The following is a 24,100-nucleotide window of genomic DNA, read 5'->3' as shown; positions in this document are numbered from 1 at the left end:
CCACGCAAAAAAAAGCCCATCTCGACAGATGGGCTTTTGGGGGGAGGGACTGTGCACTGTGCAGTGCCTCATGCGCGGTTGAAGCTCTGGTGCGAACGTTCCGAACCGTCTTGCGCCACCAGGTTGCCGTGATCCGAGCTGACCTGAGTCAAGCGATCGAAAGTCTGGTGCGAACGTTCCGAACCATCTTGGGCCACGCGGTTCAGGGTGCGATCCGAGCCTTCCTGAGTCAGGCGATCAAATGTCTGATGCGAACGTTCGGAGCCGTCTTGAGCGAGGCGGTCCAGCGTGCGGTCCGAACCGTCCTGAGCCACATGTTGCACCACTGCAGGGTTGGCGGCGGGTAGGGCGACCGACTGCGAAACAGGTTGAGCAAAGGCTTGTGCGGCCAAAACCGAGAAAGCGATACCGAGGATGATTTTGCTTTTCATGATGAAGTTCTCCGTAACCAGGTGTTGTGTAGTGGGTATGGATCAAAGTCTACGCCTGGAGATTTTTTTGAGAATTTCATTGCAGTGATTCTGGATATTGACGGCAGTGATGATGCCGCAGGGAACTCTTGCAGGCGTCTGGATCGGGCGCTGTGGGAACGACGGAAGCTGTCTCAGCCGATAAAACGCCTGCCATGATCCGCATTCGGCAACTGACAGGCGTCATACCGTCCGAACCAGCGATACCGGTTCAATGCAATCCGGTCATAGCCCCAATCCCGCAACGGCCGCGGCACCGCTCGCAGCACCGCCAGCCAGGGCCACGGCGCTGGCAGGTGGCGCATGACCTGCAGGAAGGCATTGGAGCGCACATACAATTGCCCGGCGTCGATCACCGCGATGGTGTCGAACTCGTCCTGAGGCAGGCCGGCCCATTGCAGCAGGGCCTGGCCTTCAGGCGATTGCACCGAGGCCAGGCGGATGGCATGGGCCGGGTCGTGGCGGATAAGGAAACTCGCCCAGCCGTTGCACAGTTTGCAGACGCCGTCGAACAGCACGACGCAGTCATCGGGGTTGAGGCAGGGCGGTGGGGTGATGGCCATAACGGACGATCCCGGCGTGGGCGGTATGCCAAGGCTAGCATGTCCCGATGAGATCCCAAGACTGGCAGCAACCTACGTCCGCCCCGCATAGTGATCAATCAACCGGTTCAACAAGATCGCCAGCACGATGATCACCCCGGTAATCGCCATCTGGTAGAACGAACCCAACCCCAGCAGATTGAAGATATTGCGCAAAATCTGTAGCAGCATCACCGCCACAGCCGTTCCCACCACGCTGCCACGACCGCCGAACAGGCTGGTGCCGCCCAGCACCACGGCGGCGATGGCGTCCAGTTCCATGCCTTGGGCGGCAGTCGGTTGGCCAACGTGCAGGCGCGAGGTCATCAGCACCCCGCCCAGCGCCGCCAGCAGCCCGCAGATGGCGAACACGGCGATGGTCACCGCCCGCACCGGCACGCCGGACAGGCGTGCGGCTTCCAGGTTGCCGCCGGTGGCCAACACGTACTCGCCAAACACCGTGTACCGCAGCACCGCCCAGGCCACCCCGGTGATGACAATGAAGATCAGCCCCAGCACCGGAAAGGTCACGCCGTGGCCGGGAAGGATGTCGATCATCGCCGAACCGATGCGAGTGAAGCCTTCCGGCAGGCCGCCGATGGGGGCGCCGTCGGAGGCCAGGAAGGTCAGGCCGCGCAGGGAGACCAGGCCGGCAAGGGTGACAATGAAGCTCGGGACTTTGCCGAACACTGTGATGCTGCCCATGAACGCGCCAATCAACAGGCCCATCACCAGGGTGGCCGGCACGGCCAGCCAACTGCCCATTTCCCTTTGTAGCATCACCGCGACCACGATGCCGCCGAATGCACAGAGGCTGCCCACCGACAGGTCGATGTTGGCGGTGAGAATCACGAAGGTCATGCCGATGGCGACGATGCCGACGATTGCGCCTTGCTGGAACAGGTTGGCGATGTTGTTGAAGGTCAGAAAGTCATCCGAGAGGAAGGTCGCGACCAGCACGGCGAACAGAAAAATGAACACGAAGTTGTAGCGCATGACCCAGTCCAGCAGGGCATTGCGGTGCAGTTCCGGCAGCCCGGCGGGGCGTTCCAGGGTGGGCAGGCTTTTGCTTGGCATCGTCATGGTCAGGCACTCGTTCCCATCAGAATAGTTTGCTCGATCTGATCGCGGCTGGCGGTCAGCGGGTCGAAACAGGCCACGTTGCGGCCCTCGTGCATGACCCAGATTCGATCGCAGTTGACGTACAGTTCGTCCAGTTCGCTGCTGGCCACCAGTACCCCGGCGCCGCCTTCGGCGAGGGACCGGGCCAAGGCATAGAGGTCGGCCTTGGCGCCGACATCGAGGCCGCGGCTGGGTTCGTCGAGCAGCAGCAGGCGGGCGCCGTCGATGACCCATTTGGCCATGACCACTTTTTGTTGATTGCCGCCGGAGAGCTGGCGCACCGGTTGCTCCAGGGTGTCGAACTTGGTTTGCAAACGCTTGAGCACCGGCTCGCTGCGCTGTTTGGCCGACAGGTGGGAAAACCAGGTCAGGCGGCGGGTGTGCACCAGACTGGCATTGCGGTAGATCGCCGCATCCAGCAGCAGGCCTTCGGTCTTGCGGCTTTCCGGGACCAGCCCGACCCCCGCGCGGATCGCCTGACGCGAGGTGCGGGCGCTGTAGGGTTCGCCGAACAGTTGCACCTGTGAGTCGACTTTGCTGGCGCCAAACAAGCCCTTCAGCAGGCTGCTGCGGCCGGCGCCATTGAGCCCGGCCAGGCCGACGATTTCCCCTTGGCGCACTTCCAGGTCATGCACATCCAGCCCCTGGGCACCTTGCAGGTGGCTGACCTGCAAGGCCAGGTTGGCCAGTGGCGGTTTGCGCGGGGCGCGCTCCAGCAACGCGCGGTGTTCGCCGACCACCGCTGCTACCAAGGCACGGTCGTCGACATCGGCCAGGTTCAGGGTATCGAGTGTGCGGCCAGCGCGCAGCACGGTGACCCGGTCGCCGATCTCGCGAATCTCGTTGAGACGATGGCTGACATAAAGCACCGCGACCCCTTCGGCGGTGATTTCGCGAATCACCTGGAACACGCGCTTGAGCTCGGTTTCGTTCAGGGCCGCTGACGGTTCGTCCATCACCACCACCCGCGCCTCGCAGGTCAGCGCGCGAGCAATGGCCGCCAGTTGCTGGTTGGCGATGGACAGGGTTTCCACCCGCGCGCTGGCGCTGAAGCCGGCACCGACACGTTCCAGCGCCGCCAGCACCCGTGTGTGCCGCGCGGCTCGGGAAATGATGCCGAAGCGCTGGGGCGTATAGCCCAGCATGAGGTTCTCCTCGACGGTCATCTGGCCCACCAGGTCGAGCTCCTGATAGATCATGGCGATCCCCGCCTGGCGCGCCTGCTGCGGGTTTTTCAATTCGACGCTACGGCCGCCGATGAGCATCTCGCCCTCGTCCGGTCGATGGGCGCCGGCGACGATCTTCAGCAGGGTGCTCTTGCCCGCGCCGTTGGCACCCAGCAAACAGTGCACTTCCCCCGGCCGCAAGGTCAGGCTGGCATCGGTGAGGGCCACCACGTTGGGCGGGAAGCGTTTGGCAAGGTGACGGATGTCCAGGGCGAATTCACTCATGGTGGTGCTCCAGCAGAAAGCGCGCGGTGGCTTCATCGGTGGCCAGCACATTGGCGTAGCCGGCGCGTACGCAGGCCAATACCACGGCGTGTTTGGCAGCGCCGACACAGACGGCAATGGACCAGGACTTGTTGCGCAGAGCCTCGGGGCGCAGGCCCAGGGTGCGCGCGTCCAGCTCTGGCATCACCGCCTGTCCGTCAGCGCCGATGAAGCGGCCCATGATGTCGCCCACCGCACCGCGACGGGCCAGCTCCGCCATCAGCGGCTCATCCACGTAACCCGACTCCAGCAGGACCGAACGCGGGGACAATTCCCCAAGACTGAAGCAGGCCACCGGCGCCTGCTCGCCCAGACGCAGGACGCTGGCGATGATGGGGTCCTGTTCCAGGGCTTCACGGGTGCGGGCATTGCCGAGAATGGCGGGCACCGGCAGCAGAGTGGCGTGGCCGCGGGCAGCCATGGCGAAGCGTTCGGCGACGTTGTGGCAGGGCTCGCCCACCGAGCGGGTGTTGATCGCGCCGTTGAGCAGCACCACGTTCAACGCCTCATTCCAGCGCGGGGTCAGCCATTGGGCCATTTTGGTCAGGGTGCGGCCCCAGGACACACCGATCAGGTCAGGCATCGGTTGCAGGTTGCACAGGTAGCGGGCGGCTAGCTGAGTGACGCTGGTGAGGGCGCTGTCCAAGCCGTTATCCGCCACCACCAGTGCCTCGCGCAGACCGTAGCGGCGCTGCAACTCGGCCTCCAGATGGGGCAGGCGGGTAGAGCGGGCGACGATCTCGATGCGCACCACGCCGCACTCCCGGGCTTCGCGCAACAAGCGGCTGACCTGCCAGCGAGTCAGGCCGGTCTCACGGGAAATATCGCTCTGGTTCAGCTCCAGGTCGTAGAAGAGTTTGGCCACTTGCACCATCAAGTCTTCGCGCTGGGCTTCACTGGGCAAGCGTGGGGCCTGGTTTTCCGCCAAATGTTGGGGAGCGTTCATGCGGCCGGCCTCTGACTGCCGACCGAAGTCAGGGTCGGTTTGCAACTGATGGGTGCCACGCTCTGGGTGGCGTCACGGTAGCGGCCAAGCAGTTCGACGTAACAGTCGTGGGCATCAGGGTCGGGCTCGATCAAGGTGCCGACGGTGGTGAAATCGGTGGCGGCCTCCTGCAGGTCGCCGAACTCGCCCAACGCACAGGCGGCGGCCGCTGCGGTGCCGATCAAGGTGAGGTTGTCGTGGGCGACCATTTCAAAGGGTACCCCGGTGGCGTCCACCGTGGCCTGCAGCCACAGCGGGTTGTTCTGGAAGCCGCCTGCCGCCACCACCCGGGTAATGTCGATGCCATGGGCCCGCCAGGTGTGGAAGATGTTGGCCGAACCCAAGGCGATGGCTTCCACCGACGCCCGGTACAGGTCATGACGGTCATGATTGAGCGAAAGCCCCATGATCGCCCCGCGCATGTCCGGCGAGCGATATGGCGTGCGGTTGCCCATCCAGTAGTCGAGCACCAGCAGGCCGGTGGAGCCGGGCTTGAGGGCCATGGCCTGCTGGATCAATTGCTGATGCCCGGCAGCGTCCAGGCCGAACATCTTCTGCGCCAGCCAGTTGAGGATCGAGCCGGCCGATACCTGTCCACCTTCCATCAACCAATGGCCATCCAGCAGGGCATTGGGGTAGGGGCCCCAGATGCCCGGCACGTCCCGGCGCTGCGGGGTGTGCATGAGCTGCACCACCGACGTGCCGCCGATGAACAGCAATTCGCCCGCGCCGGTGGTGCCGGCACTGAGCATGGCCATGTGCGCATCGATACCGCCCTGGGCCACCAGTGTGTCGCGGGTCAGGCCCAGGTGATTGGCCGCCTCGGCGCTGAGAGGCGCGATCCTGCCGCCCACGGCGATCACATCCGGCGGCAGTTTGTTGGCCAGCTCGGCGACGCCCAGCTGTTCGTACAACTCCACGGGGAAACGTTCGCGCTGGGTGTCGTAGTTCCACTTGCAGCTGGCGTTCAGGCGCGAGGCGACCCAGCGCCCGGTAAGTTTGAAGTTGATCCAGTCCACGGCCTCGCACAGGCGCTCGGCGCCGGCGTACACCTGGGGCTCGTGCCGGGCCAGCCACATGGCCTTGGGCACCAGCCATTCCACCGCGTCGCCGCCGGTGTTCATCATAGGGTGATTGACCTGCGCGGTTCGGGCCGACTCGGCGCCCGCCCGGCAATCCATCCACAACAGCGCCGGGCGCAACGGCTCGCCGTCGGCCTTGGCGGCCACCACGGTGGAGGCCGTGGTGGCCACGCAGGCGGCGGCCACCGGTGGATGGCCGGCCGCCGCCATCAACTGCCGACAGGCACTGCCCAGTGCGGCCCACCAATCCTGCGGCCGTTGTTCAGCCCAGCCCAGCTCGGGGTATTGGGTGGGGTAGGGCGCGTCGGCGACATGCACCAGCTTGTGGCGGTGCAGGTCGTACAAACCTGCGCGCACCCCGCCGGTTCCGAAATCCAGCCCCAGCAATAACGTCATCGGTGGTCCTCCTGCGTTTTTATTGTTTTTATGCCGGACCGAGGATGCTCGGGAACCCGGCGCCGCGACAGGGATTTCTAATCCGCGGTGCCCCGTTCCCAAGCAAGTTCGGTCCTGCAGGCGCCTCTGCCCATCGAGGGGCTCAGGGCCGGAAGATCACCTTGGCGGCTACTTCCTTGCGCTCGGCATAGCGGCGGAACATATCCGGCAACTCGCTCAGGGGCAGGTCGTGGGTGATCATGAACTGCCACTTCAATTCCCCCGACGCCAGCTTATCGATGGAGGCGGTCCATTCGTCGCCGGGGAAAGGCGCGGAGAAGGAGTTCCAGGCCCCGTGCAGGGAGATTTCCTGACGCAGAAAATGCGAAAAGGTCTCGGTGGTGATGGCCACGTCGGTGGTGGGAATACCGATGAACACCACATGGCCGCCGGACTTGGTCAGTTGCACCGCCTGGTTGATCGAACTGGGATGCCCGGCGGCCTCGATCACCACTTGGCAGCGCGGCAAGGCGGCGTCGGTGGTGCCACTGAGCAGGGTCTGGGTCGCGCCGGCTTCGCGGGCCATGGCCAGTTTCTCTTCGGCAATGTCGATGGCGATAATGTCCTTGGCGCCCATCAGCTTGAGCCACTGAATGGCAAACAGCCCGATTGGCCCGCAGCCCACCACCGCACCGTTCTGCCCGGCCTTGAAGTCAGTCTTCCACAGGGCATGCAGGGCAATGGCCGCCGGGTCTACCAGGGAGGCGGCGATCGGGTCCATGCCTTGTGGCACCTTGATCAGGTTGCTCAGGGGCACATTGACGAACTCGGCGTAGGCGCCGTCGCGGCGGCTGCCAAAGTAGTCGTACTGCTCCGAGCGCGAAGGAAAGCCACGCTGGTATTGGTCGCTGGACACGTCGGGGATCATCGGCGGCACGGTCACCAGTTCGCCAAGGCTGTACCCCTCCACGCCACTGCCGATTTCCTCGATGAACCCGGCAAATTCATGACCGCAGATCAGCGGCATGCGATGGGCACCCTTGCTCAGCATGCGCGGAATGTCCGAACCGCAGACCCCGCACGCCACCACGCGAATCAACGCGTGACCGGGTTTGACTTCAGGCTTGGCGACTTCTTCCACACGAATGTCGCCCGGCTTGTACATGACGGCTGCTTTCACAATAAGACCCCTATAGACAGGATGCGGCGATGAGGCTGGGCTCACCGGATTCGAAAAACAGGTTTATTGCCCGGTCGGGCGGTATGCGCCGAAGGTGGACTTGTGCTCGACCTGGGCGGCGTTGGCCTTGGTCAGCAGCGCCGTGCCGGCATCGACGAACAGTGGCACCGACTGCTTGGCGGCCACCTTGCGGGCGGTGTCGATGGCGATCTCGCCCAAGTATTGGGGGTCGTTAAGGGCAGTGGCGACGTACTGGTCGCCGTTCTGGATGGCGTCGATCGCCTCGGACAGGCCATCGACGCCGGCCACCAGCACGTCCTTGCGCCCGCGCTCGCCAAGTACCTGCAAGGCGCCCATGGCCATGTCGTCGTTGTGGGCGAACACCGCTTTGACTTTGGGGTGGGCCTGCAGCAAGTCCTGCATGGCGGTCACCGCGTTAGCGCGCATGTACTCGCTGTAAGGGCCATCGATGATCTTGAAGGCGGTGCCCTGGAAGGCGGTGTGAAAGCCCTTGCGCCGCTGCTGCATCACCGTGCCGCCGGCATCGCCCTGAATTTCGATGATCTCGCCGTCACTGATGTTTTTGCTTTTCAGCGCTGCCAGCAGGGCCCCACCGGACAGCTCGCCCATTTTCACGTTATCGCGGCCGATGGTGGTGGCCACGGTGCCGTTGATGGTGCGGTCGATGGCGATCACCGGCACGTTCCTGGCCTTGGCCGCTTCCAGGGAGGCGCCGACCGAGTCGGGGTTGACCGGGTCGATGATCAGCACGTCGACCTTGCGGGTCAGCAAGTCCTGAATGTCGTTGTTCTGTTTGCTGATGTCACCGTTGGCGTCGAGAAAGATCAGCGTGTCGCCGTCCTTGGCTGCCGCCGCCTTGGCGCCGTCGCGCAGTTGCACATAGAACGGGGATTGCAGGGTGACCTGGCTGAAGCCGATCTTCAGATCCTTGGCCTGGGCCGAGAGCGTGCCGAAGGTCGCCGCCAGGGCGATGGCCAGGGAGAGGGCGCGAGCGGGTTTACGGGCGAGCAGCATGATGGTGGAGTCCTGTTTTTATTGTTGTTCGGAATTCCCGGCAACCCTCTTCGGGGCCGCCGCCAGATGTGACTGCACATCACATTTGAAGCCAGAGCCTAGACCTCGGTCGGGGGGTGGTCAAGGGTGATTTGTTAAAATTATCACAGTGGTTTTTCTCGGGTTATTTGTGGGGTGACTATTCTTGTCCAGAAAAATCAGGGCTATCAGTAAGGATTAAATTTGAATTGTTATTTTTATAACATAAGTGCTATAAATTTCTCAGCGTACAGCCCCTACCCCGAATTGTCCTGCGGAGCGTCCCCCATGCCGACCCCCTTCAGCCCTTATGCGGCCTACATCGACCATACCGTGCTGGCGGCCGACGCCTCCCAGGCCACGGTCAAACGCCTGTGCGAGGAAGCCATCGAACTGGGTTTCAAATCGGTGTGCGTCAACAGCGCCAACGTGGCCCTCGCCGCTGAATGCCTGCGCGGGCAGGCGCCACTGGTCTGCGCCGTGGTGGGCTTTCCCCTGGGCGCCAGCCTCAGCGCCGTGAAAGCCTTCGAAGCCCGCGCTGCCATTGCCGCCGGCGCCGGCGAGATCGACATGGTGCTGAACATTGGCTGGTTGAAAGACGGCCTGCTCGATCAGGTGCGCGACGACATCGCCGACGTCCTGCAAGCCTGCGGCGCCGTCCCGCTCAAGGTGATCCTGGAAACCTGCCTGCTCGACGACGGGCAAAAGACCCAGGCCTGCGAAATCTGCCGGGAGCTCGACGTCGCCTTCGTCAAGACCTCCACCGGTTTCAGCAGCGGCGGGGCGACGGTGGCCGACATCCAGTTGATGCGCCGGGTGGTCGGCCCTGCCATGGGCGTCAAGGCCTCGGGCGGCGTGCGCGATGCACAGACCGCCCAGGCGATGATCGATGCCGGCGCCACACGGCTGGGTTCCAGCTCCGGGGTGGCGATCGTCAAGGCGCAGGTGGCGACCTCGGAAGGTTATTGATCCTCCATCAGGCATTGACCCCCTGCACCGGGCTGCTCGCCACACTGGAGGCCCTGAGCAGTTCCTGAGTGTAGGGATGCTCGGGCGCGGCGAAGATACGCCGTGCCGGGCCTTGCTCCACCACCCGGCCGTCCTTGATCACGATCAGGTCATGGGCCAGCGCCTTGACCACCGCCAGGTCGTGGCTGATGAACAGGTAGGTCAGGCCGTGGCGCAACTGCACCGAGCGCAGCAGCTCGATGATCTGTTTTTGCACCGTGCGGTCCAGTGCCGACGTCGGCTCGTCCAGCAGGATCAACGCCGGCTCCAGCACCAGTGCCCGGGCGATGGAAATCCGCTGGCGCTGGCCGCCGGAAAACTCATGGGGGTAGCGGTGGCGGCTGTCCGGGTCCAGGCCGACTTCCTCCAGCACCCGGATCACTGCTGCCTCCCGCTCGGCCGGGGTGCCGATCTTGTGGGTCAGCAGGCCCTCGGCAATGATCTGCTCCACCGTCATGCGCGGGCTCAGGCTACCGAACGGGTCCTGAAACACCACCTGCATCTGGCGGCGCAGCGGGCGCATGGCCTGCTGGTTCTGTAACGTCAGCTGAGTGCCGTTGAAGCGCACGCTGCCTTGGCATTCCACCAGCCGCAGGATGGCCTGGCCGAGGGTGGACTTGCCCGAACCGGACTCGCCGACGATTCCCAGGGTCTTGCCCTTGAGCAGGTCGAAGCTGACGCCGTCCACCGCCTTGATGTACTCGCGCTCGCGGCGCAACAGCGGCTTGGGCAGCGGGAACCACACGCGCAGGTCGTCCACGGTGAGCAGATACTGGTCGAACATCACCGGCACCGGCCGCCCGCTCGGCTCGGCCTCGATTAGCAGACGGCTGTACGGGTGCTTTGGCTGCTCGAACAAGGTCTGGCAGTCGGCTTGCTCGACGATTTCGCCGCCGCGCATCACGCAGACTCGCTGGGCGATGCGTCGCACCAGATTGAGGTCATGGCTGATCAACAACAGCGACATGCCCAGACGCTTTTGCAGGTCGCGCAGCAGTTCGAGGACTTTCTGCTGCACCGTGACGTCCAGTGCCGTGGTCGGCTCGTCGGCGATCAGCAGATCCGGCTCGTTGGCCAGCGCCATGGCGATCATGATGCGCTGGCGCTGCCCGCCGGACAGTTGATGGGGGTAGGCCTTCAGGCGTTGCATCGGCTGGCGGATGCCGACCATTTCCATCAGCTCCAGCACCCGCGCCCGGGCGGCCTTGCCACTCAGGCCCTTGTGCACGGCGAGCACTTCGCCGAGCTGTTTTTCCACGGTGTGCAGCGGGTTGAGTGAGGTCATCGGCTCCTGGAAAATCATCGCGATGCGGTTGCCACGCAATGCCCGCAGTTGCGCCTCGCTGGCGCTCACCAGGTCCTGGCCTTCAAAGTGAATGCTGCCGTGGGTGTGCACTTTGTTTCCCGGCAGCAGGCGCAGGATCGAGTGGGCGGTGACCGATTTGCCCGAGCCGGATTCTCCCACTAGCGCCAGGCACTCACCGCGGCCGATGTCCAGGTTCAGACCGTGCACCACTTCGCGTTCGCCGAAGGCGACCTTGAGGTCGCGGATTTCCATCAGGTTGTCGCTCATGTCATGGGTGCCTGTCAGTGCTTGGGGTCGAAGGCGTCGCGGCAGGCTTCGCCGATGAACACCAGAAGTGAGAGAATCAGGGCCAGCACACAGAACGCAGTGAGGCCCAGCCACGGCGCTTGCAGGTTCTGCTTGGCCTGCCCGATCAGCTCGCCCAGGGAAGCGGTGCCGGCGGGCATGCCGAAGCCGAGAAAGTCCAGCGCGGTCAGGGTCGAGATGGCCCCGGTGAGAATGAACGGCAGGTAGGTGAGGGTACTGGTCATGGCGTTGGGCAGGATGTGCCGGCGCATCAATTCGCCGTCGGTCAGGCCCAGGGCGCGGGCGGCCTTGACGTATTCCAGGTTGCGCCCACGGAGAAATTCGGCGCGCACCACGTCCACCAGCGCCAGCCACGAAAACAGCGCCATGATCCCCAGCAGCCACCAAAAGCCGGGCGCGACGAATCCTGAGAGGATGATCAACAGGTAAAGCACCGGCAGCCCTGACCAGATCTCTTGCAGACGCTGACCGATCAGGTCCACCAGGCCGCCGTAGTAGCCCTGAATGGCCCCGGCGAACACCCCGATCACGGTACTGACGGCCGTCAGCATCAAGGCAAACAGAATCGACACCCGTGCCCCGTACAGCGCTCGCGCCAACACGTCCCGCGCCTGGTCATCGGTGCCCAGCCAGTCCTGCGCGCTGGGCGGGCTGGGAGAGGGCGCGGTGAGGTCCCAGTTGACCGATTCGGGGCCGAACGGTATCGGCGGGAACAGCATCCAGCCGTGCTTGCTGGCGATCAGGTCGCGCACGTATTGGCTGCTGTAGTCCGGCGCGAACGGCAGTTGGCCGCCGAAATCGGTTTCCTGATAATCGTGGAGGATGGGGTAGTACAGATTGCCCTCGTAACTCACCACCAGCGGCTTGTCGTTGGCGATCAGTTCGGCGCCCAGGCACAGCGCGAGCAATGCCACGAACAGCCACAGCGACCACCAGCCACGCCGGTTGCTCTTGAACGCGGCCAGGCGTCGCTGGCCCAAAGGAGACATACGCCACATCAGGCAGCCCTCGCCGAAAAGTCGATACGCGGGTCGACCAGGGTGTAGCAGAGGTCGCCCAGCAGTTTGATCAGCAGCCCGAACAGGGTGAATAGAAACAGCGTGCCGAACACCACCGGATAGTCCCGGGACACGGCCGCGTCGTAGCTCATGCGGCCGATGCCGTCGAGGTTGAAGATGGTTTCGATCAGCAAGGAACCGGCGAAGAACACGTCGATCAGCGCCTGGGGAATACCGGCCAGCACCAGCAGCATGGCGTTGCGAAACACGTGGCCGTACAGCATGCGCCGCTCGGTCAGGCCCTTGGCCTTGGCGGTGGTCACGTACTGACGGCTGATCTCGTTGAGAAAGCTGTTCTTGGTCATGATGGTCAGGGTGGCGAAACCGCCGATCACCAGCGCACTGACCGGCAGCACCAGGTGCCACAGGTAGTCACCCACTTTGCCCAGGGTGGAGAGCTGGTCGAAGTCTTCGGAGACCAGGCCCTGCACCGGAAACCAACTGACGTAGCTGCCCCCGGCGAACACCACGATCAACAGAATGGCGAACAGGAACGCTGGCATGGCGTAGCCGACGATGATCGCGGTACTGGTCCAGACGTCGAAGCGGGTGCCGTTATGGACCGCCTTGCGGATGCCCAGGGGAATGGAAATCAGGTAGGTGATCAGGGTCGCCCACAGACCGAGGGAAATCGTGGTCGGCAGCTTCTGCGCGATCAGCCGGGTGACCGGCGCGCCGCGAAAGAAGCTGTTGCCGAAATCCAGCTGGGCGTAGTGGCTGAGCATCAGCCACAGGCGTTCGTGCAGCGGCTTGTCGAACCCGTAGTGGTGTTTGATCTCTTCGATCAGCGCTGGGTCCAGGCCTTGGCTGGAGCGGCTGCCGCTGCCGCCGGCCATCTCCCCGCCACCGCCGCCCACGCCCTGTTTACCGGCCCCTTGGAGGCGCGCGATGGCTTGATCCACCGGGCCGCCGGGTGCGGCTTGAACGATGACGAAATTGACCACCAGGATGCACAGCAAGGTGGGAATGATCAGCAGCAAGCGGCGACAGACATAACGCAGCATCTCAATGCTCCTCGGTGTGTTGCGCCAAAGCGCTCATTTGCAGGCTGGTCAGGGGCTTGGCGCTGACCTGCCACCAGGTGTCCAGGCCGACGTCGTAGGCGGGCGCGACCTTGGGCATGCCGAAGCGGTTGAGGTACACCGTGGGCGTGCCTTCGCTGTAGTAGTTCTGGATCGAGTAGTAGCCCCATTGCAGGACCCGATCGAGGGCGCGGGCGTAATGGACCATGTCGTTGCGGGTAGTGGCCTTGACCAAACCATCGATGAGGCTGTCCACCGCGGGGTCCTTGAGGACCATGAAGTTGGAGCTGCCCGGCTGCATGGCACTGGCCGAGCCGTACAGGCTGTAGAGCTCGCGGCCGGGGGAGATGATCGGGTCGCCGCTGCGGGGAAAGGTCACCACGATCATGTCGTAGTCGCGGGCGTTCATCAGGTTGTTGTACTGGCCGCCGTCGATGCGGCGCATCTGCAGGTCGATGCCGATCTGCGCCAGCGCGCGTTTCATCGGCAACACCAGCCGGTCGAAACCGCCCTGGCCGTCGAGGAAGGTGAACTTCAATTGCTCGCCCTTGGCGTTGACCAGGCGGTTATGGTCCGGGTGCCAGCCGGCCTCGGCCAGCAGCTTGAGCGCCTGCAGTTGCTTGTCGCGGATATTGCCGCTGCCGTCGGTGCTCGGCGAGTGGTAGACCTGGGTGAATACCTCGTCGGGGATCTTGCCACGCAAGGGATCCAGAATCGCTCGCTCCTGAGCGTCCGGCAGCTGCGTGGCGGCCATGTCGCTCTTGGGGAAATAGCTGCTCTGGCGCGTGTAGAAGCTGCGCATGATGTGCTGGTTGGCCCAGTCGAAATCCCACAGCAGGGTCAGCGCCTGGCGTACGCGTCGGTCCTGAAACACCGGACGACTGAGGTTGAACACAAAGCCTTGGGCCGCCACCGGGCGCGGCTTGGCCAGGATCGCCTGTTGCAGGCGCCCATCAGCCAGCACCGGGCTTTGGTAGCCCACCACGTAGCCGCTGGACGAGAACTCGCGGTTGTAGTCGAAGGCTTGGGCCTGGAGCAGTTGCCGGGCCACCTCGGTGTCGCCGTAGAAATTCACCGTGAGGGTGTCGAAGTTGTACATCCCGCGGCTCACCGGCAGGTCCTTGGCCCACCAGTCCTTGACCCGCTCGAAGGTGACGCTGCGCCCGGCGTCGACCTTGCTGATCCGATACGGCCCGCTGCCCAACGGCGGGGTGAAACCGCCGCCGCCGGCGAAATCATGGTCTTTCCAGTAGTGTTCGGGCAACACCCGCATGGCCGCCAGGTCCAGCGGCAGGGTGCGGTTGAGGTTGTTCTTGAAGGTGAAGCGCACCTGGCGCGGGCCGTCGACCACCACGTCCTGGACGTCGCCATAGAGCACCCGGAAGCTCAGGCTGGCCTTGGTCATCAGCAGATGAAAAGTGAACGCCACGTCCTCGGCGGTGATGGGCGTGCCGTCGTGAAAGCGTGCGCGTGGGTCGAGGTAGAAACGCATCCACATGCCGTCCGGGTCATGTTCCATGCGCTCGGCTACCAGGCCATAGACGGTGTAGGGCTCGTCCAGCGAGCGGTAGGCCAGCGGCGAATACAGCCAGGCGTCGACCTGAACCACACCGGTGCCCTGATCGACCGAGGGCATGAGGTAGTTGAACTGCGAGATTTCTTCGGAGGACCGCGCCAGGCTGCCGCCTTTCGGGGCATCGGGATTGACGTAGTCGAAATGCTGGAAGTTGGGCGGATACTTGGGCGCCTCGCCGTACACGGTCATGGCCGTGACGGGGGCGGCCTGGGCCGACGCGAACATCAGGTACAGCGCTGCGGCCAGCAACAGGCGCAGCACAGCGATTCGGGGCAGTTGCATAAGGGACAGATCCTCAAGCGCGAGACACTGGAGCCTGCAAAAATCCTCCGGCACGCCAGGTGCCGGAGGTGCGAGTCGCAGGCAATCGAACGGGCTGGAGTGGGCCCGTCGACCTTGGATCAGAAGTGATAGGTCGCCCTGGCGAACAGGGTGCGGCCCAGCGGGTCGGTGTAGCGCGGGTCGTAGCCACTCTGGAAGGTGTAGTTCTGGTTGGAGAACGGCGGTTCGTGGTTGAGGATGTTCTTCACGCCCACGTCCACATCCAGGGTTTTGCTGAAGGTGTAGCCCGCCGACAGGTCCCACAGCGAGTACGACGGCACACGGCCGTTGGTGGTGGTGTCATAGTCCTTGTAGCCGGTGGTGAAGCGGTTGGTGATCGAAGCGCGGGCCGCGCCGAAGTTCCAGGTGCCGGTGAGGTTGTGCTTCCATCGTGCGGCCACGCCGTAGCCCTGGAAGTCGCCGACGCGGTCGGTGTAGGCGCCGCCGATGGTCTGCTGGTAGTCATAGCGCGTCACATACGTACCCTGCAGGTCCAGGCCGAACTGGCCGATGGCGGTCTGCGGAAAACGGTAGTTGGTGCTGACATCGATACCGCTGGTCTTCAGGTTGCCGAGGTTGGCCAGCCCGGTGACGATGTGGTCGATGGACCCGTCGGCGGCGCGCACGATGCGGTCGCTGTACAGCTCGGGGTTGGCGAACACTTCGGACTCGGGGAATTCCTCGATCTGCCCGGCGACCTTGATCCACCAGAAATCCAGGCCCATGGAGAGGTTGCGCATCGGCTGATAGACAAACCCCGCAGTGACGTTGCGCGCGGTTTCCGGGCTCAGGCTCTTGTTGCCGCCAGTGCTGTTGAGAAACTGCTGATTGCAGTCCCGACCGCCGTTGCCGCCAGCCTGCAGGTTACCGCCGGTGCACAGCCGTGGGTCGTTGTAGTTGCCCTGGGTAAAGGTGGTGTAGGTGGGGTTGTTCAACTCATACAGCGACGGGGCGCGAAAGCCTTCGCTGTAGGCCCCGCGCATCACCAGTTGCTTGAACGGCTGGTAGCGGAACGAGTATTTCGGGTTGGTGGTGCTGCCGAAGTCACTGTACTTGTCGTGGCGTACGGCCGCCGACAGTTCCAGGCTCTCGAACACCGGCACGTTGATTTCGCCATACTGCGCGGTGATGCTGCGTGTGCCGGCGACGGCGCTGTTGGGGTCTACCCCCAGGCTCGACAGGTCGCCGGCAAACTCGTCCACCGACTCGTGGAAATTCTCGTGTCGGTATTCACCACCCAGGGCCAGGCCCACAGGGCCGGCGCCGAACCAGTCACCGATCTCGCGGGTGACCTTGCCATCCAGCGAGGCCACGCGGCCGGTGGAGACGGCGTAGTTGCCGTGGTAGGTGTTGGCATCGATGTAGGCCTGGCCGGCATCGCTCTGAGCGCCGAACGGGTTGAGCAGGCCGCTGTTCAGGCCCGAGATGAGCGCCGAATCGCTGGCGTAACCGCCAATGACATTGTTGTACACCTGATTCTGGTTGTAGCCGGCGCCGACGTTGTAGTCCCAGCCGCCGACGGTGCCGTCGAAGGTCAGCAACAGACGCTGGCTGGTGTTCTGATCTTTCTCTTCGCGATCGCCGGCCGCGGTTTCACGCCAGTTGACGCCCACCGGTTGAGTGGGGTCGAGGGCGAAGTTGGTGGGCAGCGGGGTGATGCCGTTGCCGGGGTAGTAGGGCGAGCTGGGCGACAGGCTCAGGCCGGTCAGTGGCGCGGGCGCGACGGTCGTGGTGTTGTCGTTGCGCGACCAGAAATATTCCAGACTGACGTTGTGGTCGTCAGCAATCTTGCCGCTGGCCTTGCCGAAGAACGAGGTGGCTTCGGTCTGTGGCAGCAGGTTGATGGAGTTGCGCGTGCTGTAGCGGCACACACCATTGCTGGCGATCTGGTTGGCCCCGGTACAGGCCGGGCCCAGTGGGTTGGCGGCATTGTCGCCCTGGCTGTAGTTGGCCGGGAAAGAAGTCCCTGAGGTGTTGTCCAGGCCACGGCCGGGCACGTAGTCCTGGTCGAAGCTGCGGTCGTTGGCGTTGAGGGCCTGCTGCTTGCGGTAGTTGAACACGCCCATGACGTTGAAGCGGTCCTTGTCCATGTCGCCGAAGCCCCAGCTGGCGCTCATGTCGCCACTGCCGCCACCGCCGCTGTGGGTGGGGTTGTCGCCGCCCAGGGTGAGGGTGCCGTCGGTGAGGGATTTCTTGGTGATGAAGTTGATCACCCCGCCGATGGCATCGGTGCCGTAGAGGGCCGAGGCGCCGTCGCGCAGGACCTCCACGCGATCGATGGCGGCAAAGGGGATCATGTTCAAATCCACCGCACCGCCCTGGGAGGTGGTCCCGGACATGGCGTTGTTGGCCAGGCGTCGGCCGTTGAGCAGCACCAGCGTCTTGTTCGCGCCGATGCCACGCATGTCGGCGAAACTGGCGCCGCCAGTAGCATTCCCCACGGAACCGGCGGAGTTGCTGATGGAGTTGTTGCCGGTAACCCGCTGCATCAACTCTGCCGTGGTGGTGACGCCCTGCTTCTCCAGATCGGCCGTGCGCAGGATGGTAATCGGCACGGCGGTCTCGGCATCCACTCGACGGATCGCGGAACCGGTCACTTCGACTTTTTGCAGCTGCGTGGTGGCCGGTGCCACCACGGCCGCCGTGGCGCTGCTGTCATCAGTGGGCTCGGCGGCCTGCACGGTGCCCATGCCCATGGCCATGACGTACAGCGGCACCATTCGATGCCGTTGCAGGGTGGCCACCAGCGGCTTGAGGGTGAAACCTGGAAAACTCATCAGCATGGTAATTTCCGACTTTTTCAGACGTTTATTGAAATGGCCTTGTGAGCCCTCTTTGGCCCGGATGGGTCGTGCCGGCCCCGGACGTTTTGCTTCTTCAAAGCAAGCCGCTCCCCTGCAGGGCCGCCGCTTGAAAAAAGCAGGCAGGCTCCACATGGCTGAATACGGCTGTGTTACAGGGCGGGCCTCTCTCTATCTCCCCAGAGGCCCGCGCCTCAACGCGTGGTCATCACCGAGATCTTGGTGATGCCCGAGCGCTCGATGGACGCCATGGCCTTGGCCACCTGGCCATAGTTCACGGCGGTGTCGGCTTGTAGCTGGACCCGCACGTCCGGGTCCTTGGCCTTGACGTCCTCCAGACTTTTCTCCAGCAGTTCGGGGGCGACTTCGCTCTTGGCCAGGAAGAACTTGCCGTTCTGATCGACACTGACGACCACCGGGTCTTTCTTCTGGGCCGGGGCCACGGCGTCGGTCTTGGGCAGGTTGACCTTGATGGCGTTGGTCATCAGCGGCGCGGTGACGATGAACACCACCAGCAGCACGAGCATCACGTCCACCAGCGGCGTGACGTTCATTTCGCTGAGCACTTCATCGCTGTCTTGAGTGGAAAAGGACATGTCAGCTCGCCTCCCGTACGGAGTGGGCTTGTTTGTGCGCGATGGGCTCGCGGGTCACGGCGAAGGCACTGCGCTGGGCGAGGCTGTCGAAGTCGTGGGCGAAGTCGTCCATGTCAGCCATGGCCAGCTTCAGGCGGCGCAGGAAAAAGTTGTAGATCAGCACCGCCGGCACGGCGACGGCAATGCCCACCCCGGTGGCGATCAACGCATGGCCGATGGGGCCGGCCACTGTTTCCAGGCTGGCCGAGCCGCTGGCACCGATGCTCTGCAAGGCTTCCATGATCCCCCACACGGTGCCGAACAGACCGATGAAGGGCGCGGTGCTGCCGATACTGGCGAGAATCGCCTGCCCGGCCTCGAGGGCGCGGCGCTCCTTCTGGATCTGCTGGCGCAGGTTGCGCTCCAGGCGGTCCTGGCGGTTGATGGTGTGGGCCAGTTGCTGGGCGGTGCGTGGGGTGTCTTCGGTGGCCATGGCCTCGAAGCCGCTGTTGGCGATGCGCGCCAGCGCGCCGGGGTATTGGCCCGAGTGCTCGGCGGCCGTGAGCAGGTCGGGGGCCGCCCAGAACGCTTTAGTGAAGTGCCGGTTCTGCGATTTCAGGCGCAGGTATTGGGCGGACTTGACCAGCAGCAGGCCCCAGCTCAGGACGGAGAAAACCACGAGGGCCCAGAGAACCCCGGGAACAATCATTGCGGACATGGATGCGTTCATGGCGATACCTCGTAAAACGTTCAAATGTGTTGGGTGCGTTAGCGCGTTCCGTTACTGCGGCAACTTGAAACTGATGGTCTGGGTGGCGTAGCCCTCAATGGGCGTGTCACCGCGCTTGGCCGGAATGAATTTCCAGTTGCGCACCGCGTCCACGGCGGCCTCGTCCAGTTGCGGCTTGCCGCTGGATTTGGTGACTTCCACCTCACCGGCCCGACCGTTGGCCAGCACCTTGATGCGCAACACCACCGTGCCTTCCCAGCTGCGGCGCAAGGCCAGCGACGGATACTCCGGCGGCGGGTTGCCCAGGCTGGCGAGTCCGGACACCGCGGCCGTCTCCTTCACGGGTTCCGGTGCTGCGGCCGGTGCGGGCGGCGCAGCGCTGGGCGGTGCTGGTGGCGTCGGTGCGGCAGGGGTTGGCGTCGCAACCTGCTTGGGCGGCGTCGGCGGTGTCGGCTTTTTCACCGGCTGCGGCTTGGGCACCGGTTTGGGGCGCTCGACCTTCTTTTCCACCGGTTTGGGCGGTGGTTTGAGCGCGTCCGGGTCTTCCTCGGGCGCTGGTGGAGGAGGGGGCGGTGGCGGCGGTGGCGGAGGCGGTGGCGGCTCCGGCGGCGGCGGTTCAGGTGAAGGCGGCGTTGGGCTGGTCAGCTCGACGGTCATCTCCGGCACCTGGGGCACTACCTCCGGCACGGGCGCCTTGGCATGCTGCATTGCCCACCAGGCGCCGCCATGAAGTAACACTGAAACAGCCACTAACAACAACACCTGTTGTTTCTTTAGTGTCCCGGGCCGGGACGTATTCTGAACAAACGGAATACGCGGCCATGGCGCCGAGGTGTCACCCGATAATGGAAAAGCCGGTGGCTTGTTTTTTACCGCGTCGTTCATTAAAACTCCCTCGCCAATGTAAAGGGCAATACGCGTCCGCACAAACATTCAGGCATGTTCGCGGTCTTGGGCATTTCGCTAAAGCCGAGGCGCAGGACGCCATCGAAGTTCAAATGACGAACTTCGTTACTCAGCTATTTCAAGAATCAGTCTGTTCGGATAAAGCAGGTCATGTCGCGTCCTTTATAGGGTTGTACGGGGTTGTACGATTTTGTAGCACGACCAGTACAGAGCAACCGCTATGCCAACAGGCCCGTCCCAGAAGGGTTGTGGTTTGAAAATCACGTGGATGTCGCATTTCTGTAACTTCGCTTTTTGCGGCGGCGACAGACGGCCTTCAACCCTTCTTTCAAGGGTTGCATTTAGGGTTTCAAGGGCGAGCGAAGGCGTGACTGGTCAGTCAGTAAATAGCCGGATGCAGGCACTTGAAAGTGTCAGTTCGTCTTGCACTCTTTCCGCAAGGTGCGGACGTATTTGGTGCAAGTTGGTGGGTTACAGGGTCATGTGGTTGACGTCCGCGTTCAAGGGTAAAAGACTATAAGGGTCGCTCGGTGAGGCGACCACAGGGCTCATAAATAAACCGCTCGAAAGCGCCTTATTCAAAAAAATAAATACTGCCCGACGCCTGCCAGAAAACAGGCTCGGAAAGTGGGCGTGGCGAGTATTACAACGTGAAGGTGACGCTGTCGGTCGGTGTGAGGGGTCTCGACCGTATCCAGGCGTCGAAGGGCGATCGGGTGCGGTCAGGGGCACGGAACGATGGAAGGAGGTCGACCCCTTCGAGGGTGTAGGCACAACGGGGGAAAACCAGCGGGAGCATGGTAGCGACTGCAAACATTGACTCGACTTCCTTTTTCTTTTTTTCGATGGAAAGGCTGCTTTTGGCGGCTTTTCTGCACCGGTAATGAACAGGGTGACTGTTCGCTGATTGCTGCTGGTGCGTGGTGTGCACCGCAGGCCCCGCAAATTCGGGATCCTGATTGAGCGGTCAGTTGTCTAAAGAAAAAAGTGTGCCACTTGTAGTACTTTCGTACCAAATTGGAAACATGGGCGCCAAACGGTCTAGCCGGCGCCTTGCAGGACCTGGATGAACGCCCGTAACCCGCTGGGCACGTTCGCTGGCATTGATGCGCAGCACGCCGCTGGGCAAGTCACGAAATTCATTGACCTCATCCAGCGCCAACTCCAGCCCGCGCATCAACGGCCCCAGGCGCATCACCAGCCGCTCGCCGGCTGCCGTGGACGAAGGCCTCGGTGCCAAGGACTGGTCGGTGTTCGCCCTCAGGCCCGCGAAGGCACCTCGGTCGCCTCTGCCACCGGCAGTGCCTGGGCTTCGTCGCCCTGCAATTGGGTTCGATAGTGCACCTTCGGCACCGCCCACAGAATCAACCCCACCGCCAGCAGGCTCACCATGCTCAACACATACAACGCCGGCGTCGTTGCCCCGGTCAGGTCGCGTACACGGCCGATCATGAACGGTGCAATCACTCCACCCAACTGCCCGATGGAATTGATCAAGGCAATCCCCGCCGCCGCCGCCACACCGGCCAGAAAGCGCGGCGGGATGGTCCAGAAGATCGGCATCCAGGCAATGATCCCGGCCATGATCATGCTCATGCCGATCATCAGCGGCGGCAAATCACCCGCCGTCATCGCGCACACCAGATAACCCACCGCCGTCAGCAAGGCGCAACCGGCCATGTGCCAACGCCGCTCGCGCCGCCGGTCCGAGCTGTAACCCACACACAGGTTGAACACCACCGCCACCAGGTACGGCACCATCGTCAGCCAGCCAATGTGCAGGGCATCGGTCACCCCGGCACTGCGGATCAACTGCGGCATCCAGAACAGCAACCCGGTCAAGGCCATCACCAGGCACAGGTAAATCGCCGACATCACATAGGTCGCTGGCTCACGCCAGATTTCGGCGAACGACGACTTGCCGCTGGGCTTGAAGTCCTCGGCCATGCGCGTGGCCATGAGGCTTTTTTCCTCGGCATTGAGCCAGGGCGCGTCCTCGATCCGGTCCGACACCAGCCAGAACACCACCCCACCGAGCACGATCGACGGCAGCGCTTCCAGCAGAAACAGCCACTTCCAGCCGGCCATGCCCAGCGCGCCGTCCAAATGGCCAAGCACCAGCCCGGCCAGCGGCCCGCCGACCACACCACACAAGCAGATCGAACTCTTGAAGTAACTGTTCACCTGCGCCCGGCGAGTGCTGGGGTACCACTGGGTAAAGAAATACAACACCCCCGGCACGAAACCGGCCTCCATAACGCCGATCAGAAAACGCAAGGTGTAAAACCAGAACTCGCTCTGGACGAACATCATGCAGGCCGACGTGATGCCCCAGGTCACCATGATCCGCGCAATCCAGATCCGCGCGCCCATTTTGTGCAGCAGCACGTTGCTGGGGACCTCGAACAGGAAATAGCCGACGAAAAACAAGCTCGCGCCCAGGCCGTAGACGGTATCGCTGAAACCCAGGTCGCTCTGCATTTCCAGCTTGGCGAAGCTGATGTTCACCCGGTCGAGGTAGGCGAAGAGGAAACAGAGAATGAAGATGGGCACGATGCGCCAGTTGACCTTGCGGTAGAGGGCGTCCTCCAGGGATTTGGCGTCGGGCACGGTGGCTGCGTGGGCGGGTAGGGCCATGTTGCACCTCTTGTTATTGTGGGGTGTCGACAGGGGCCGCATCGGGGCGGTGCAGTGACCATATAGTATTACTATTGGGGTGGCTAGGGGTGGGGGACGAGTGAGCGGGTGGCTCGGTGCGACGCGGATGCTGGCGTTTTACCGAGTGGGATCACTTTCATGTGGTACGCGATGGATCGGCGAACCCTGCGGAAGCGGGCCTTGGCCGCGATGGCGTTTCGCCCCCCTCCTGTCGCCCGCGACGACGTGTTCAACACACTGGCGTGCTGCCAAAAGGAGCATTATCGTGTGCCACCTCTCCCGAACGCCGCCCCAGGAAACCCCGTGCTCGTCTTCAACTGCAGCCTTGCCGCCAGCGAATTCTTCTCAAGCAAAAAAGCCGGCAAACCCGTCTCCCAGGTCGAGCCCGCGCTCTACCCGAACGTGAAAGTGGAACGCGACGAACAGGGGCGCCTGCTGGAGCAGTGGGTGCTCCACGTCGTCACCCTCAAACGCAAGCACCTCGTCATCGCCATGCACGTCAAGACCCGCTTCGTGATGGCCTTTCTCGACATCAAGAAAAACGACTTCGACGGGTTTCGCCGGCGGTTCACCGAGCAGTGGCTGCTGGAAATGAACTACATGGCCGAATACATCGGCATCTTCCAGCACTTCGACTACCAGCCCCGGGCTGATCTGTTCGGGCAACTGCACCAGCAGGTGCATCTGTGCAAGGGCAGCGACCGCAGTGTCAGCGGCCACATCAACCTGTTCAACGACACGCTGCAGTACCACGGGCGGGATTTTGTCGAAGAGGCCAAGGACGATCCGTCCGTGCTGCATGAGTGGTTCAACCAGGGTCTGGTCAAGACCGGGCCGAAGGAAGAGTACGGCACGCCGAGGGAGACGATGTTCATGCACTGGTGGAACCAGTACTCGCCGGTGGGGGAGGCGGACTGTAGCGAGGCGTTGAGGGAGGTGCTGGGGCATATTCGGCGGGCGCGGGCGCGCGGAGATCTTTGATTGACGGCCCTGCATAAGGGCTGGCGGCCGGCTTGCAACCGGCGTGCGCCTTCAATCGACGCTATCCATCAAACCGACCGTTTACCCAAGCACTGTGGATAGCTGACGCACCCCCAGAACTGCCCACCCGCATTCGAGCCGCGGCGTGCGGTGCGCAGGATCATTGCCGATTGGCAGGCTGGGCAGAGCGGTGTTGACGGGGAGGGGCAGCCTACCATCGTTTCTTGGCGTTCTTTACGACTGGCGGTCACCCACCGCTCAAGCTCTGCGCCGTCGACCAACCGCACATTGCGACCGTCGGCGAATCGCTTTGCCTCATTTGTGAAGCGCCCGCTGGTGAGCAACAGTAACGGGCCAGGTACTGACCTGCTGTTGCCAGACCTCGGAAGAGACTGCCGGTCATCATGGTATCCAGATGCTGCGGGAAGGGAGCAGGCATGGCCGTGATGGCGTAAAGGTGGAGAACGGGAGTGATGATGACAGCCAAGGCCAGGCACAGCCACCAGGGCAATGT

The 24,100-nt window shown here is 63.3% G+C and carries 19 protein-coding genes; 2 read left to right on the top strand and 17 right to left on the bottom strand.

Features of this window, described 5'->3' with window-relative positions; all coding sequences use genetic code 11:
* Window positions 1-68: 68 nt before the first annotated feature.
* The 8 genes from HB675_RS05320 to HB675_RS05285 form a co-directional block, all read right to left on the bottom strand.
* Window positions 69-431: a hypothetical protein gene (locus HB675_RS05320; RefSeq protein WP_213876409.1), complete on the bottom strand. Its 363-nt coding sequence runs from the start codon at window positions 429-431 to the stop codon at window positions 69-71.
* A 173-nt stretch (window positions 432-604) separates the two neighbouring features.
* The gene (locus HB675_RS05315) at window positions 605-1,033 is read right to left on the bottom strand and encodes a thiol-disulfide oxidoreductase DCC family protein (protein WP_213876407.1); all 429 of its coding nucleotides are present in this window, start codon (window positions 1,031-1,033) and stop codon (window positions 605-607) included.
* Window positions 1,034-1,105: 72 nt separating this feature from the next.
* Entirely contained in the window at window positions 1,106-2,134 is a 1,029-nt protein-coding gene (locus HB675_RS05310) for an ABC transporter permease (protein ID WP_213876405.1), read from the bottom strand.
* Between the two features lie 2 nt (window positions 2,135-2,136).
* Window positions 2,137-3,624, bottom strand: a complete 1,488-nt coding sequence (locus HB675_RS05305; protein ID WP_213876403.1) for a sugar ABC transporter ATP-binding protein — start codon at window positions 3,622-3,624, stop codon at window positions 2,137-2,139.
* Complete coding sequence (locus tag HB675_RS05300) at window positions 3,617-4,609, bottom strand: sugar-binding domain-containing protein (protein ID WP_213876381.1); 993 nt, start codon at window positions 4,607-4,609, stop codon at window positions 3,617-3,619. The genes HB675_RS05305 and HB675_RS05300 overlap by 8 nt, the downstream gene beginning before the upstream one ends.
* Entirely contained in the window at window positions 4,606-6,126 is a 1,521-nt protein-coding gene (locus tag HB675_RS05295) for an FGGY-family carbohydrate kinase (RefSeq protein WP_213876379.1), read from the bottom strand. Before HB675_RS05295 ends, HB675_RS05300 begins: the two co-directional genes overlap by 4 nt.
* A gap of 142 nt (window positions 6,127-6,268) precedes the next feature.
* Window positions 6,269-7,285 (bottom strand): galactitol-1-phosphate 5-dehydrogenase, encoded by a 1,017-nt coding sequence (locus tag HB675_RS05290; RefSeq protein WP_345945748.1) that lies wholly within the window; start codon window positions 7,283-7,285, stop codon window positions 6,269-6,271.
* A gap of 63 nt (window positions 7,286-7,348) precedes the next feature.
* Window positions 7,349-8,320 carry a substrate-binding domain-containing protein gene (locus HB675_RS05285; protein WP_218626424.1) on the bottom strand — a complete coding sequence of 324 codons (972 nt, stop codon included), beginning with the start codon at window positions 8,318-8,320 and terminating at the stop codon, window positions 7,349-7,351.
* A gap of 306 nt (window positions 8,321-8,626) precedes the next feature.
* Between HB675_RS05285 and deoC the strand changes: the two genes are divergently transcribed.
* Complete coding sequence (deoC, locus tag HB675_RS05280; protein WP_213876377.1) at window positions 8,627-9,307, top strand: deoxyribose-phosphate aldolase; 681 nt, start codon at window positions 8,627-8,629, stop codon at window positions 9,305-9,307.
* A 7-nt stretch (window positions 9,308-9,314) separates the two neighbouring features.
* Here deoC and HB675_RS05275 read toward each other — a convergent pair whose 3' ends face one another.
* From HB675_RS05275 to HB675_RS05235, 9 genes are all read right to left on the bottom strand, one after another.
* Window positions 9,315-10,919, bottom strand: a complete 1,605-nt coding sequence (locus HB675_RS05275) for an ABC transporter ATP-binding protein (protein WP_213876375.1) — start codon at window positions 10,917-10,919, stop codon at window positions 9,315-9,317.
* 14 nt (window positions 10,920-10,933) lie between these two features.
* Window positions 10,934-11,956: an ABC transporter permease gene (locus HB675_RS05270; RefSeq protein WP_213876373.1), complete on the bottom strand. Its 1,023-nt coding sequence runs from the start codon at window positions 11,954-11,956 to the stop codon at window positions 10,934-10,936.
* On the bottom strand, window positions 11,956-13,020 hold the full coding sequence (yejB, locus tag HB675_RS05265) for a microcin C ABC transporter permease YejB (protein WP_213876372.1): 1,065 nt from the start codon (window positions 13,018-13,020) through the stop codon (window positions 11,956-11,958). Before yejB ends, HB675_RS05270 begins: the two co-directional genes overlap by 1 nt.
* A 1-nt stretch (window position 13,021) precedes the next feature.
* Window positions 13,022-14,839: an extracellular solute-binding protein gene (locus tag HB675_RS05260; protein WP_256737477.1), complete on the bottom strand. Its 1,818-nt coding sequence runs from the start codon at window positions 14,837-14,839 to the stop codon at window positions 13,022-13,024.
* A 176-nt stretch (window positions 14,840-15,015) separates the two neighbouring features.
* Window positions 15,016-17,718 (bottom strand): TonB-dependent receptor, encoded by a 2,703-nt coding sequence (locus tag HB675_RS05255; protein ID WP_213876368.1) that lies wholly within the window; start codon window positions 17,716-17,718, stop codon window positions 15,016-15,018.
* Between the two features lie 212 nt (window positions 17,719-17,930).
* A complete protein-coding gene (locus HB675_RS05250; protein ID WP_213876366.1) occupies window positions 17,931-18,332 on the bottom strand; it encodes a biopolymer transporter ExbD in 402 nt (133 codons plus the stop codon).
* 1 nt (window position 18,333) lies between these two features.
* Entirely contained in the window at window positions 18,334-19,041 is a 708-nt protein-coding gene (locus HB675_RS05245) for a MotA/TolQ/ExbB proton channel family protein (protein WP_213876364.1), read from the bottom strand.
* 51 nt (window positions 19,042-19,092) lie between these two features.
* Complete coding sequence (locus tag HB675_RS05240; RefSeq protein ID WP_213876362.1) at window positions 19,093-19,926, bottom strand: energy transducer TonB; 834 nt, start codon at window positions 19,924-19,926, stop codon at window positions 19,093-19,095.
* 1,281 nt (window positions 19,927-21,207) lie between these two features.
* The gene (locus tag HB675_RS05235; protein WP_213876360.1) at window positions 21,208-22,584 is read right to left on the bottom strand and encodes an MFS transporter; all 1,377 of its coding nucleotides are present in this window, start codon (window positions 22,582-22,584) and stop codon (window positions 21,208-21,210) included.
* Between the two features lie 324 nt (window positions 22,585-22,908).
* Here HB675_RS05235 and HB675_RS05230 point away from each other — a divergent pair, with 324 nt between their 5' ends.
* Window positions 22,909-23,586: a hypothetical protein gene (locus HB675_RS05230; protein ID WP_213876358.1), complete on the top strand. Its 678-nt coding sequence runs from the start codon at window positions 22,909-22,911 to the stop codon at window positions 23,584-23,586.
* Window positions 23,587-24,100 lie beyond the last annotated feature (514 nt).

The sequence above is a fragment of the Pseudomonas sp. dw_358 genome (genome assembly GCF_018449655.1).
In the GTDB taxonomy this organism is placed as follows: Bacteria; Pseudomonadota; Gammaproteobacteria; order Pseudomonadales; family Pseudomonadaceae; genus Aquipseudomonas.
Note: the sequence above shows the minus strand (reverse complement) of the source record. Positions and strands in the feature narration are given on the sequence as shown.

Coding starts and splice junctions, on each gene's coding strand:
- HB675_RS05320 (WP_213876409.1), bottom strand. CDS start 431: ATGAAAAGCAAAATCATCCTCGGTATCGCTTTCTCGGTTTTGGCCGCA.
- HB675_RS05315 (WP_213876407.1), bottom strand. CDS start 1,033: ATGGCCATCACCCCACCGCCCTGCCTCAACCCCGATGACTGCGTCGTG.
- HB675_RS05310 (WP_213876405.1), bottom strand. CDS start 2,134: ATGACGATGCCAAGCAAAAGCCTGCCCACCCTGGAACGCCCCGCCGGG.
- HB675_RS05305 (WP_213876403.1), bottom strand. CDS start 3,624: ATGAGTGAATTCGCCCTGGACATCCGTCACCTTGCCAAACGCTTCCCG.
- HB675_RS05300 (WP_213876381.1), bottom strand. CDS start 4,609: ATGAACGCTCCCCAACATTTGGCGGAAAACCAGGCCCCACGCTTGCCC.
- HB675_RS05295 (WP_213876379.1), bottom strand. CDS start 6,126: ATGACGTTATTGCTGGGGCTGGATTTCGGAACCGGCGGGGTGCGCGCA.
- HB675_RS05285 (WP_218626424.1), bottom strand. CDS start 8,320: ATGCTGCTCGCCCGTAAACCCGCTCGCGCCCTCTCCCTGGCCATCGCC.
- deoC (WP_213876377.1), top strand. CDS start 8,627: ATGCCGACCCCCTTCAGCCCTTATGCGGCCTACATCGACCATACCGTG.
- HB675_RS05275 (WP_213876375.1), bottom strand. CDS start 10,919: ATGAGCGACAACCTGATGGAAATCCGCGACCTCAAGGTCGCCTTCGGC.
- HB675_RS05270 (WP_213876373.1), bottom strand. CDS start 11,956: ATGTGGCGTATGTCTCCTTTGGGCCAGCGACGCCTGGCCGCGTTCAAG.
- yejB (WP_213876372.1), bottom strand. CDS start 13,020: ATGCTGCGTTATGTCTGTCGCCGCTTGCTGCTGATCATTCCCACCTTG.
- HB675_RS05260 (WP_256737477.1), bottom strand. CDS start 14,839: ATGTTCGCGTCGGCCCAGGCCGCCCCCGTCACGGCCATGACCGTGTAC.
- HB675_RS05255 (WP_213876368.1), bottom strand. CDS start 17,718: ATGCTGATGAGTTTTCCAGGTTTCACCCTCAAGCCGCTGGTGGCCACC.
- HB675_RS05250 (WP_213876366.1), bottom strand. CDS start 18,332: ATGTCCTTTTCCACTCAAGACAGCGATGAAGTGCTCAGCGAAATGAAC.
- HB675_RS05245 (WP_213876364.1), bottom strand. CDS start 19,041: ATGAACGCATCCATGTCCGCAATGATTGTTCCCGGGGTTCTCTGGGCC.
- HB675_RS05240 (WP_213876362.1), bottom strand. CDS start 19,926: ATGAACGACGCGGTAAAAAACAAGCCACCGGCTTTTCCATTATCGGGT.
- HB675_RS05235 (WP_213876360.1), bottom strand. CDS start 22,584: ATGGCCCTACCCGCCCACGCAGCCACCGTGCCCGACGCCAAATCCCTG.